This is a genomic window from Kocuria sp. CNJ-770 (assembly GCF_001942375.1).
Classification (GTDB): Bacteria; Actinomycetota; Actinomycetes; order Actinomycetales; family Micrococcaceae; genus Kocuria; species Kocuria oceani.
Map to the genome: position 1 here is coordinate 1 of NZ_MKJW01000126.1, position 11,355 is coordinate 11,355.

Sequence of the window (11,355 nt, forward strand, 5' to 3'; positions counted from 1 at the left end):
CCGGGCACCTCGCTCGCCCCGAGGAAAGGAAATGCCCTTCATGGATTCCAAGATCTCCGTGCTTGCCGACATCGACATGGACGGAACCTATGTGAACCTGGTCGTGACCGGGCACCTGACCGAGACCAACCAGCAAGGGCTGCACCCGCTGATCCGCCAAGCCAGGGCTTTGGCTCCGCACGAGAGCATCCGCGCCGATCCGCGTGGCGCTGAGAACGTGGAGGACAACGCCGTGGAATCGCTGCGCTGGGCCATCGACCACGAACACGACACCGGCCCCGCCGCCGGCTCGGTGGACATCCTTCTCCCCGACGAGGAATCGAGCCAGGACGACCTCGATTCGGGGGCCACGCTGGCTACTGGGGCCGTGGCATGACCCGCAGGCACACTCCGCTTCTCCACCGGGCACCCACATGAGGGAGCGGGCGCCTAGATGAGGGAGACTGCCACCATGGACAATCATGACCCCGTCGGCCCTGTCCCGGTGCCCGATCCGGCCCCGGCCGCCACCGGTGGCACCGGTCTGGAGTCCACCGAGGACTTCCCCACAGAGGTGGCCGGCCTGTCCCTGACCCAGCTGCACGTGCTGCACAGCAAGCTCTGCCGCCAGCTCGACCACGAAACCCTCACCAACCCCGCCGGCCCCCACCCGCTCACCCAGGACCGCCACCAAGAAGTCGTCGCCGAACTCGACACCCGCGCCACCACCGGCCCCGCCTGAGATCCCCTTTGCATCCCCGCAGCCGGACCCATGCGCCCTGCAGGTCTTCTGCCGCCCGGGTCCGTCCCTGACCCACCTTCCAGGAGCACCCATGGACCAGCACTCCACGATCACCGTCCGTCGCGCCCCCGAACGTCACCGTTACGAACTCCTCGACGCCCAGACCGTCATCGGCACCGCCACTACCAGGACTACGACGACGCTGCCGGCCCGCAGCGGATCTTCTTCCACACCGTCGTCGAGGACGACTACACCGGACAGGGACTGGGCGGGCGACTGACCGGATTCGCCCTCGACGACACCGTGGCCGAGGGCCTGCCCATCGTCACGGTCTGCACCTATTTCGCCGCATATGTAGAAGAGCACCCGGAATACCAGCAGCACACGGTCCCGGCCCACCACGACCACCTGGCGGCCCTGCAGTCGGGAGACCGCTGACACCCCCGCACAAGGCACCTCCGGCACGCGGTCGCCCCCTCCCTGCCTATAGGCCGGTGATCATTCCGATGGTGTCGCCGCGCCGTTCGAGCAGCAGGATGTTCCGCCGCTGCCCGGACGTGGTCGTCAGCGCGCTGTGAACAAGCGCGTCGGCGGGGCCGGGGCGGGGGCCGCCCCAGTGGTCCGGTGCCCCCTGAGCGAAGTGGCGCACGCCACCCCCGCGGCCGCTCCTTTGCCGATGGCGATCGGCACCAGCTGCAGGCCCGCGGTGATGTCCCCCGCTGCGTACACCCCGTCGACGCTGGTGAGCTGGAACCCGTTGACCGCGATCCCTCCCTCGTGGTCGAGCTCGCACCCGAGTTGCCGGGCGAGGTCGTTGGTGGGGTGATGGGCGTAGGAGAAGAAGACCTTGTCCCCCTCCACGAGTTCTCCGTCGGCCAGCTGGACCCCCGCCAAGGCGCCGGGTGCCCCGATCAGCGCCTCGGCGACCCCGTCCACGACCTCGACCCCGTAGTCGGCCAGGACCGCACGCTGCTCCTCGTCGAACGCCGGTTCGGTGGTCCCGGTGACGACCCGCACGCTGTCGGCCCAGTCGAGCAGCTCCGCGGCGTAGGCCGGTACATGCATGCCGGAACCCAGAATGATCACCAGCTGGCCGCGGGCGGCGTACCCGTCGCAGGCCGGGCAGTGATGCACGTCGATGCCGTAGTGATCGGCGAAGCCGGCAACCTCCGGCACCTGATCCCGGACCCCGGTGGCCAGCACAACCCGCTCCGCGGAGATCTCGGCGCCGTCGACGGTGGCGTGGAACAGGCCGCCCTCATCCCGACGCAGGGCAGTGGCCCTCCCGTGGTGGAGCACCACCTGGGGGTACTGTTCCAGTCCGGCGCGGGCCTCGGCCAGCAGCTCGCCCGGGGTGGTCGGATCCCGGCCCAGCAGACCGTGGGCGAACTCGGCGGACAGGTTGCGCTGCTGCCCCGCGTCCACGACCACGGTGGAGCGCTGGTAACGGCCCAGCCAGGTCGCCGCGGACAGACCGGCGGGGCCACCACCGACCACGAGCACGTCGACAGCCGAAGGCAGATCAAACGCCATAGGTCCTCTCCTTCAGCTGACGGCAAGCAGTACATCGATCATCCGCCCCACTCTACGCAACAACCTCCACCAGACCCCCAACCCCAGCAGAAGCCGGACATCCCCGGAAAGCAACCCCAACTGCAACTCCCGTTCTCGGATCCAGTGGTGTCTTGAGGTCTCCTTTAGAGTGTCAGGACACGCTTTCGCTTCAGGCACTAGCGTCAAGGCATGGACCAGTTCAGTCGGTTTGTGATACTCGGCGTTCTGGGCGTGGGGGTATTCAGCATCATCGTGTCGGGTTTCTTCGACCTCGTCGAAGGGCACCCGTTCAAAGGAATCTCAATGATTTTCATCGGAGTCTTCATTGGGGCCGGAGGTTTCAAGCTGAAGCGCGATTATTTGCGTCCCCGATGATCACTAGCCACCAAAGCCAATTTTACGAATAGTCCAGCAGGGAACGGAGAGTCGTCGCGGACTGCTTCGTTCTTGAATAGGCCGATCGTGGATTCTGCCAGGGCGTCACAATTGTTTCGATCCTCCATGCAGATCGAGCTGCTGAACCGAAAGAGGTGACGCACCCAGATCAATCTGGCCAATCCGACTTTCGAGTACATCGAAATCTTCTACAATCGCCAACGGCGCCACTGGCAACTCGACTACGAGTCCCCAGTCACCCACAAACTACGCTACAAAGCACCATGCATCCCTGCCTAGTTTCAGACGCCACGGGGTAAGTGAACCGTGGGGCAGGTCAGAGAGTCAAGGAAAGTCGAGGCAGTCCCCTGCCAGTCAGTAGAACTGGCGTCGGCTGGCCCTCATTGACCACAAGATAGTATAGGTCCACTTCTATTCCTTGTCGTTGGACGGAGGTATATAGAGGGAGGGCGGCCATTCTCGAGGTAAGACTCCGGGAGGGACCTCACCCCCCTGGCCCCAAGGCACCTCAGGGTGCCTGCTCCAACTTACAGGTTCTTCAAAGTTGACAACGCCGCCTTTGAAGTTAGCGTCCTTAAATGAGACCATCCCACCGGTGAACTCACTTTCCAGAAAGGAGACCACCCCACCGATGAACTCAGAGTAGGAAAAAGAGACCACCCCACCGATAAATTTGGCGCAGGTAAAGGAAACTCCAGGACGGATAAACTTAGCACTCGTAAAATACATCTCACTGTTAATAAATTCTGCGTCCATAAAATGCACCGACTCTCCGGAAAATTCAGCACTTATAAAATCTACGACACCGCCCATAAACGTGGCCCCCATAAAGGAAACCAGATCACCGGTAAACTCAGCATTCATAAAAGATACTTCGCCGCCGGTAAATTCGGCATTTATGAATAAGACGGCATCGCCGATGAACTCAGTATTCATGAAGGAGATCTTACCGCTGGTAAACTTAGCACCCGCGAAAGATATCTCTTCACCGACGAATTGGGCCCTCTGGAAGCTAACTTGACCGGCGAATACAGCAAGGCTGAAGTCGCCGTAGTCGAAGGTTGCACCCGTGAAATCAAAGTCTAATTCGGACCAGCTCACGGGTGCGCCGTCACGTAGGTGCTGAGTGATAACTCGGATAATGGTTTCTCGAGTCTGTCGATCGTACGGCCTGAAAGCCAGAGTCCGCTCCTCCTCGACTGACCCAGTCTCCGTAGGCATGGTACTTTTGCGCACAAGATTGGTCATAGTCCCGCCCCCGTCCTCCATGGAAGGTGTGTAGGGCAATCGAATATAGGAACAGAGCACGTCAATGCACTGTTGCTGGCGGGAACGATGCTCGGTATCGGCCAATCCGGCAAGGGCGTAAATGCCAGCAGCTTGGATGGTCGGATTTTGATCTCCCAGCAAGCGAGCTGATTCGGCCAACCGGTCCAAAAATTGCCCTTTTTCGTGCGCCTGCTGACGGCGGTAGGCCACAACCACGCCAATTACCCCGATCATGCCAGCGCCAACAAAAAGCACCATGCGAGCCACGGAGTACTCAGTGGTCTGGGTAGCCGAGAGTTCCCAAGGCCATGCCTGAGCCAGGGCCCATGCCAACGCGCACCACAGAGCGAGAGCAAAGATGGCCAGAACGAACAGTGTCAACGCTGACGCCTGGAAAAGGTTGAGTGGTTCCCGCTGGCGCCGCCGGGCGTACCAAAGCTTCATTTGACGTCCGAACTGGAAGACGTCGACGATCGCTTGCCGTAACCACCGTCCCAAGTCAGGGCCAGGCTTTGCATTTTTGCGTCGAGCTTCCATGCCGCCATTTAAGCCCACAGGGAGGTTGTCTCACCGGATCCGCACTCGAAAATCATGAGCAACAGGGCGGCGGCGGCGATCGCGCCGACCCTCGAGGGTGAGAGAGCGACGTGGCGCAGGGCTTTCCATCGTTGGGTCAGCAGCGCGTTGTAGTTGCGGTTGGTCCGCCCGAGGTTTCCGCCTTTGATGGGGGTGTGCACTCCGATGCCGACGCCCTGGTAACCCTTGTCCGCCAGTGCCGGCAGCCCGGCGGCGGCCATCGGTTACAAGGCACCCAGTCAGTGGGCCCGTGCGGCGGTGATTTCGTGGGTGGAACCGGGCTCCACCGGAGAGCACCACAGTGGGAACCTCAACTGCAATGACCACAAGGTGTGCCCGCCCCGCAGTAGCCCGGACGGCAGTAGCCCGACCGGCATCCCCGCGGGACCACCACCACGGGGCTGGTGGGCAGTGGTGCGCGGTGATAGGTCTGGGATGCAGGCACTCACTACCGGTGGAAGCTAGCGACCACAACTGGCAACCGAACCGTAGGTCAGGTCAAAACGTCGCCCATCGGTGCATCAGTCCCAGTCGGCCGCCTGGACCAGTCCGGGCAGTATCATGCGACTGGTCCCCTCGATCTGGCTAGGGGCGAGACCCACTATTGCGGCAAGACAGGGGTAAAGCGTGTCCCTGATGAGCACCAGCATCCACAGGGGGGCAACATGGCCGGGAGTCACCGCTCGTTAGGACGAGCACCACGGGATCGGCACGACGGCGACAAGCCATCGTTGCGATCCAAGGCGCAGACCCTGATGTCGGCCCCGCTCATCTGGGGGTGGAGCTTCGCTTTGGTAGTCCTCGGCGGTGCGCTGCAAACCCTAGCGGGCGACCGGGTGGTCGACGTGATGAGGAACTACACCGCGACCGGCGAACCGGTCATGGTCCGCGCTGTACCGGAGTGGGAGCATCAGGCGATGTGGGTGCCTGGCACCGATGGGTTCAGTCAGCAAAGGCTCGACGACCTCAGCGCCATGGAAACGCCCGGGCAGATCTTGGCGTTGCAAAGCGACGGCGCAATGATCCTGGGTGAACGAGAAGTAGATGTCCTGCTCACGGGCAACCGTGACCGGCCGGTGTCCATCATCGACATGAAAGCGGTGGCCGAGTGCAACGACTTCCAGCCGGGCACCCTGGTGTGGCTACAATCCCCACCCGCAGGGATTGCACCGACCGCCCGGATAGTCATGGATTTGGACCAGCCGTCCCCGGAAGCTCTCGTCTATGACCCTGATGACACCGGTGGAACCGCCCGCAAGTACTTTGATGAACAGATCATCGTGCTCGGTAAGGACGAGCAGCAGTCAGTGGGGCTGACCCTCCGCTCCAATGGCGTGTGCTCCGTGAACATTCGCATGACTGTGATGGACGGCCAGGAGAGACACACGCAGTGGTTGTTCAACGAAGGCGAGGAGGTCATGGTCGCCGGTCATGGCTACAACGAGGGCGAGGGAACGATCCAGCACGCCTACCTGGGTGGTGAGGTATGTGATACCTATGAAACCGCCCCGCCCGACAGGAATAACATTTTGGGCCAGATCATGGGCGGCGGGGGATGTCCAAGCGAGAGGAACGAGTAGCTAGCTCACCGCCTCACGGTAAAGACGCCAAAAGCCGTTCAGTGTTCCGGCACCAGGCCCAACCCCCGGTTCACGGCGTCCCGCACGAGCACATCGCCATCACCGGACAGCGGCTCCAGCATCCGATACGGCGCCTACGGGAACCCCTACTGATATGCGGCAGGTCAACGGGTCAAGCAAACCGGGGCAGTCCCATCCGTGTCCGGCGACCTGAGTAAAGTCATTTGCATGACAGCCACTACGTCCGCACCTGGGACTACCCCCGAAGAAGAGCCGGAGCGTCCATTCATCAAGCTGAGTGAGGCGCCATACCCGCCAATCCGCTGGCTTGCCGACGCGGACTTCTGGAAGAACGTAACCGTCAACGTTTACAGTGCAGCCATCGTTGGGGTATTCACGGTAACGATCGTCTCCATCGCGCAGATGATTAAGGATCAACAGCAGTTTGACCGCATCATCATGACTGCCTTTGCGGGCCTTGTCGCTATGGTCGCCCCACCGCTTCTGACGCTCTTCACCTACGGCATCCGACGGCACAAGCAGCTACCCAAGAAGGAGCGTCTGACCACCGTCGCCGTCTTCGCAGTCAACATCCTGCTGTCCCTAGGGGCCATCGCTTTAGTCATCATTATGGGCGTCAATAACATTATCAATAGCTGACACCAGCATGAGGTTCTGCTTGGATTTTCTCGTGTAGCGCTTCAGGTCGAGGAGTGAAGCGCAACATAAATAGTTCCGAGCGTCGCACCGGACCCGGCTAGCTCACCGATTACCTCTACTGCTCTTCTTTGAGGCTTCCAATCGCCTTCGTCTGGGCCTTAATAGCCTCGACAAGCTGCTTCATGGTCGCTGGTGTGTAAATGGAAGTGTGCTTCGACTCACGGAGATCTAGAACGTACTCGGTGGGGTCGACAGGCCCGTCCGGGCCGTGATAGCTAATTGCAATTCGATGAGATTGGTCGCCCTCCCGGGCGAAGATTTCCCGCCCTATGCCGATGAACCAGCGCATTTCCCGGCCGGGAGGAAGGGCTGAGAATCCGTTGGTGAAGCCATCCAAGTTCATGAACTGTTGCTGATTGCCGTTGACAATTCGAGGAATCGGCGGATCCATACGCACTTTAACCCGTGTCGCTGTAGTGGGCCCCTCGTTTTTCAGCACTAGATCGATCGCGGACTCGGAACTCCTGTTGGGGCGGTAGTCGAGCCATACGTACGGGGCTTGACTGTCTTTCCTTATCTGCTCTTGGAGCTCGCTTTGTCGTCGGGCTTCTACCACTTGGTCTCGGGCAATGGAGACTTGCTCGCGAGCTGATTTGGCCTGGAATGCGGTCGCTGCGAAGGCGCCCATGGAGATCACTGCAGCCGCTACCGCGACCCATGTTTCTACTGTCCAGCTGTTGAGGTCCATCCCAGGACGCTACCGGCCCATTCCAGCTCGGTGTCTCTGCAACCAACTTTCGCGCGTGGCGTGGGTTCGACACCAAGGCCCAAACCTAGATGGTCCACAGCGCGCGTTGGTGGGACCCCAAGCGGGCCCGGATGCGCCCGTGCGGAGCGCCCGCAACCAGGCGTCGTTGTCATGCCCGTTTACCCCGCGCGATGAAAAGCCCGCACAGCTGCGTCATACGCACCACGGTGTTCACAGGTACCGACGGATTCAGATGGTGGTCGTTTGCGGGAGCTCCCGGATCCTCCGGTACAAGGTCGCGCGGGACATGCTGAGATCGCGGGCCACCTGGGTGGCCGGCTCCCCAGACTCGATCAGCCGTAGGGCGTTGCGGATCTGCGAGTCGGTGAAGGTCTGGCGCCGCCCGCCGAGGTCCTTGCCGGCGGCCCTCCGCTTGGCCACCGAATCGGTGATCCGCTCCCGCTTGATCTCCAACTCCATCTCAGCCAGCGCAGCCATTACCGTGAACACCATCGAACCCATCGGAGTCGCGGTGTCCACGTCTCCCCCGCCCAGGTTCAGCACCCGTAGCCCGACATCTCTCCCCCGCAGCGCCTCGGCGAAGGTCAGCATGTTCTGCGTCGAGCGGCCCAGGCGGTCCAGTGTCGTGACCACCAGCGTGTCGCCCGACTCGAGGGCGGCCACCGCCTTGTCGAAGGCGGGACGGGACGCACGGCTTCCAGACACTCCACTGTCTACGTACACATCATCACGTCGCACGCCGGCACTCAGAAGGTCAGACACTTGGCGGTCTGCGTCTTGTTGGCGCGTCGACACCCTGGCGTAACCGATCAGCTTCCCCATGCCCACCTCATCTGTCTCGCAACTGACGTTGAGTAGCCGATTTTAGCGGCATGGATAAAGCACAAGGATGCGAGACAGGCCGAACCGCGGAAACTCGCGGGAGCAAATTTCCCGGACGAGACGTCTCGCATCCCATGCCTTCAGAGACACACGCCGTGGGGCGCACCTGGCTGTCGAATAAACAGGTGCAATGGTTACGATGAAGATTGCCATTGTCAGCTGCAAGCCATAGGGGTAACCATGCCGTTCGAGGTCTTTGACAAGAGGATGACCCCATTGGCCAAGGCGCCGAGCGTGACCATCCAGAAACGGGGTGTGATCTCGCTGAACAAGGCCGCCCACGACCTCATCGGGAACGCCGAGACGGTGGAGCTGCTCCACGACCGTGACCGCCAGATCATGGCGCTGCGCGTCACCGATGACTCCTCCCCACACGCCTATGCGGTCCGCAAAGGCTCCAAGCGCGGGCCCGGGCAGGCGATTGTCTCGGCCACCGCGTTCACCGCCCACTACGGTATCGACACCACGGCCACCCGGCGGTGGAAGCCGTTCGTGGAGGACGGCATGCTCTGCGTGGACCTCACCACCGAGGGCACCGTGATTACCGGTAACCGCACTCAAGCCGCGGCACCGGCGGACGCCGTGGAAACGACGGAAGCATTAGGTGACGACGCGTTCACTGAAGTACCCGCCGAAGACGGCTCCGACCGCAGCTGAACATGCTCCACGATCCCACCCCCGATCGGAGGGGAAGGAATGGTATCCATGGCTCGAACATCTGACGGACGATTGCAGGATGACCTCGACGGCGGTTGCGCCGAGGAGACTCTCCAGTTCAGCTGGGGCGGCAAGGAGTATCTGATCGATCTTTCCAGCTCCCATGCCCGGCAGCTGCGCCAGGCGCTGTGCGCGCCGTCGGATGAGGCGCTGCGCGCTTATGCGGTGGCCGGCCGCAGGGTCGCGCCACGGGCCAGGCGCGGTCACCGGCGGGGAAGTTCCTGAGGAGTCCCGGGTTCTGCAGGACCCCCTCGAGCCCGCCGGCTGGCGGCAGGGTTTCCGCCCGCAGCAGCGTGTACCTGAGACGCCCTCCCCACTGTTGTCCAGTCCGGTGCCCGGCCGGATGCTGTAGCCCCACACCGATTCGCCGCTGTTGCGCGAGGTGGCGACAGGGGGTGCTGAGCGCACCCGGTGGAGGATGGGTGGGTCAGCCCGGCTGGGCGGATGTCGTCCCGGTCGCCGCGGTACCGGCGTTGTCGTGGAAGATCTGCTCGATGGGGCAGGTGAAGTACCGGGCCAAGGCGAAGGCGATCGGCAGGGAGGGGTCACTGCGGTCGTTCTCCAGGGCATAGACCGTCTGCCGGGAGACACCGATCGCGATGGCCAACTGTCCTTGGGAGATCCTCCGGGCGGCCCGAAGAGCCTTCAGGTCGTTGCGCATGGCTCTCACCTTCCCGTCCGCGCTCGTCATATACCAAGCCACCTTACCATCCGCAGGGGGCTCACCAGGTCTCTTCCGGTCGCTGCCGGCACCTGCACCACGCTTAAGATCACCCTGGCCAGCGGTTGCGCTGGTCAGGGCGGGGCCGGATCGGCCGATTCCCTGTCGGTGCGGGGCTTGTGCTCCGGGGGCAGGAGGCGATAGGAACGACATCGGGGCCGGCCCACGTCCTACCCGTCCGCAGCAGTGAGGCGATCGGCGGATCCGCACCCCATCGCCGCGATATGCACCCCGCCGGTCCCCGGGAGCTTCCAAGCCCCCAGCCCGCACCTCCCCACAACGCCCGGGCGGTGGCTGCATACCGCCCGGTCCCCGACCTTCGCAGCAGAGGAAGCCATGACCCCCACCCCTGACACTCCCCGATCCTCGACCCCGACCCCCGAAGAGCCTGAGGACCGCACCGCCTCCACCGACGCAACACCGGATGGTCTGGCCGGGGCCGCGGCCCAGGAGCAGTTCGCCGAGGCCGTCGAGCACCGCTTGGCCGAGCAGACATCGCAGAACTCCACCGCCACGCAGGATCAGTCCCGCCTGGAGGAGGACGAGGAGAGTCCGGCGCAGGCGGACAACCCCGAGTGACCGCCGGCCACCTGGCCCCGATACACCGGGCCGTCGGGGCCGGCCCCGCCCTCTGGCCCACGACCCCGGTACCGGACAACCGCGGGAAGCATCCATGCCGGTGTCCGCAGCGCCCCCAGGGATGAGAGCATCGTGGGTGTGCGTACATTCGGTGTGGAAGAGGAGCTGCTGCTGATCGAGGCCTCCTCGTTGCAGCCGATGCCGGTCGGGCAGTACCTCGTCGACCACCACCGTCAGCCCGCCGCCACCGGACACCGGCTGGCGGTCGAGTTCCAGCAGGAGCAGCTGGAAGTCACCCATCCTCCGTGCACCACCCTCAGCGAGCAGCTGGACACCATCCGCGCCGGGCGCGCCCTGGCCGATGCCGCCGCCCGGGAGGTCGGTGGCCGGGCGGTCGCGGTGGCCACCGCCCCGGTGCCGGTGGACACCCATCTGGTGCCCGAGCACCGCTTCGAGCAGATCGCCGCCCGGGGCGCCATCACCGCCCGCCACCAGCTCACCGGCGGATTCCACGTCCACGTGCAGACCGACTCCCGCGAAGAAGGGGTCGCGATCCTGGACCGGATGCGGATGTGGCTGCCGGTCCTGCTGGCGCTCAGCAGCAACTCCCCGTACTGGAACGGCACCGACACCGGCTTCCACAGCTACCGGTACCAGCTCTGGAGCCAGTGGCCGGCGACCGGGCCCACCGACGTGTTCGGCAGCACGCACGCCTACGACCGCCACTGCGAGCAGCTGCTGGCCTCGGGCGTGCCCCTGGATGCGGGCATGCTCTATTTCGACGCCCGCCTGTCCGACCACCAGCCGACCGTGGAGATCCGGGTCACCGACGTCTGCTGGGACCCCGAACACGCCGCGGTGCTCGCGACCCTCATCCGGGCCCTGGTCGAGACCAGCGCCCGCCGCTGGCGGGCCGGTCACCCACCGGCCC

General features: G+C 63.5%; 17 protein-coding genes and 1 pseudogene. 12 read left to right on the forward strand and 6 right to left on the reverse strand.

What is annotated here, in order from left to right; genetic code table 11:
* Positions 1-40: 40 nt before the first annotated feature.
* From BJF77_RS15365 to BJF77_RS22045, 4 genes are all read left to right on the forward strand, one after another.
* Entirely contained in the window at positions 41-376 is a 336-nt protein-coding gene (locus tag BJF77_RS15365; RefSeq protein ID WP_139318604.1) for a hypothetical protein, read from the forward strand.
* Positions 377-451: 75 nt separating this feature from the next.
* A complete protein-coding gene (locus tag BJF77_RS15370) occupies positions 452-721 on the forward strand; it encodes a hypothetical protein (protein WP_139318605.1) in 270 nt (89 codons plus the stop codon).
* Between the two features lie 91 nt (positions 722-812).
* Positions 813-1,001, forward strand: coding sequence for a hypothetical protein (locus tag BJF77_RS22040; protein WP_255396313.1), 189 nt, complete (start codon positions 813-815; stop codon positions 999-1,001).
* A complete protein-coding gene (locus BJF77_RS22045; protein WP_255396312.1) occupies positions 941-1,159 on the forward strand; it encodes a GNAT family N-acetyltransferase in 219 nt (72 codons plus the stop codon). The genes BJF77_RS22040 and BJF77_RS22045 overlap by 61 nt, the downstream gene beginning before the upstream one ends.
* Before the next feature lie 126 nt (positions 1,160-1,285).
* Here the strand turns inward: BJF77_RS22045 and BJF77_RS15380 are convergent, their stop codons facing one another.
* Positions 1,286-2,254 carry an NAD(P)/FAD-dependent oxidoreductase gene (locus tag BJF77_RS15380; RefSeq protein ID WP_075872715.1) on the reverse strand — a complete coding sequence of 323 codons (969 nt, stop codon included), beginning with the start codon at positions 2,252-2,254 and terminating at the stop codon, positions 1,286-1,288.
* Positions 2,255-2,464: 210 nt separating this feature from the next.
* Between BJF77_RS15380 and BJF77_RS15385 the strand changes: the two genes are divergently transcribed.
* Entirely contained in the window at positions 2,465-2,650 is a 186-nt protein-coding gene (locus tag BJF77_RS15385) for a hypothetical protein (protein ID WP_075872716.1), read from the forward strand.
* Positions 2,651-2,764: 114 nt separating this feature from the next.
* Positions 2,765-2,950 (forward strand): annotated as a pseudogene (locus tag BJF77_RS22050) (IS3 family transposase); the annotation flags it as partial.
* A gap of 132 nt (positions 2,951-3,082) precedes the next feature.
* Here the strand turns inward: BJF77_RS22050 and BJF77_RS20200 are convergent.
* Both BJF77_RS20200 and BJF77_RS15395 read right to left on the reverse strand, forming a co-directional pair.
* A complete protein-coding gene (locus BJF77_RS20200; RefSeq protein WP_075872717.1) occupies positions 3,083-4,384 on the reverse strand; it encodes a pentapeptide repeat-containing protein in 1,302 nt (433 codons plus the stop codon).
* Positions 4,385-4,485: 101 nt separating this feature from the next.
* Entirely contained in the window at positions 4,486-4,737 is a 252-nt protein-coding gene (locus tag BJF77_RS15395; RefSeq protein WP_075872718.1) for a hypothetical protein, read from the reverse strand.
* A gap of 534 nt (positions 4,738-5,271) precedes the next feature.
* Between BJF77_RS15395 and BJF77_RS15400 the strand changes: the two genes are divergently transcribed.
* Positions 5,272-6,096: a hypothetical protein gene (locus tag BJF77_RS15400; RefSeq protein ID WP_075872719.1), complete on the forward strand. Its 825-nt coding sequence runs from the start codon at positions 5,272-5,274 to the stop codon at positions 6,094-6,096.
* 228 nt (positions 6,097-6,324) lie between these two features.
* Positions 6,325-6,756, forward strand: a complete 432-nt coding sequence (locus tag BJF77_RS15405) for a hypothetical protein (RefSeq protein WP_075872720.1) — start codon at positions 6,325-6,327, stop codon at positions 6,754-6,756.
* 115 nt (positions 6,757-6,871) lie between these two features.
* Here BJF77_RS15405 and BJF77_RS20205 read toward each other — a convergent pair whose 3' ends face one another.
* A complete protein-coding gene (locus BJF77_RS20205; protein ID WP_139318607.1) occupies positions 6,872-7,504 on the reverse strand; it encodes a hypothetical protein in 633 nt (210 codons plus the stop codon).
* 249 nt (positions 7,505-7,753) lie between these two features.
* Positions 7,754-8,347 (reverse strand): recombinase family protein, encoded by a 594-nt coding sequence (locus BJF77_RS15415; RefSeq protein WP_075872722.1) that lies wholly within the window; start codon positions 8,345-8,347, stop codon positions 7,754-7,756.
* Positions 8,348-8,587: 240 nt separating this feature from the next.
* Here BJF77_RS15415 and BJF77_RS15420 point away from each other — a divergent pair, with 240 nt between their 5' ends.
* Both BJF77_RS15420 and BJF77_RS15425 read left to right on the forward strand, forming a co-directional pair.
* Positions 8,588-9,064 (forward strand): hypothetical protein, encoded by a 477-nt coding sequence (locus tag BJF77_RS15420; RefSeq protein WP_075872723.1) that lies wholly within the window; start codon positions 8,588-8,590, stop codon positions 9,062-9,064.
* 48 nt (positions 9,065-9,112) lie between these two features.
* Positions 9,113-9,349 (forward strand): histone-like nucleoid-structuring protein Lsr2, encoded by a 237-nt coding sequence (locus tag BJF77_RS15425; RefSeq protein WP_075872724.1) that lies wholly within the window; start codon positions 9,113-9,115, stop codon positions 9,347-9,349.
* Between the two features lie 202 nt (positions 9,350-9,551).
* Here BJF77_RS15425 and BJF77_RS15430 read toward each other — a convergent pair whose 3' ends face one another.
* Positions 9,552-9,785, reverse strand: coding sequence for a helix-turn-helix transcriptional regulator (locus BJF77_RS15430; protein ID WP_075872729.1), 234 nt, complete (start codon positions 9,783-9,785; stop codon positions 9,552-9,554).
* 396 nt (positions 9,786-10,181) lie between these two features.
* Here BJF77_RS15430 and BJF77_RS15435 point away from each other — a divergent pair, with 396 nt between their 5' ends.
* The gene (locus BJF77_RS15435; protein WP_075872725.1) at positions 10,182-10,424 is read left to right on the forward strand and encodes a hypothetical protein; all 243 of its coding nucleotides are present in this window, start codon (positions 10,182-10,184) and stop codon (positions 10,422-10,424) included.
* Between the two features lie 132 nt (positions 10,425-10,556).
* On the forward strand, positions 10,557-11,355 hold a 799-nt coding region (locus BJF77_RS15440; RefSeq protein ID WP_255396309.1), incomplete at its 3' end, for a glutamate--cysteine ligase.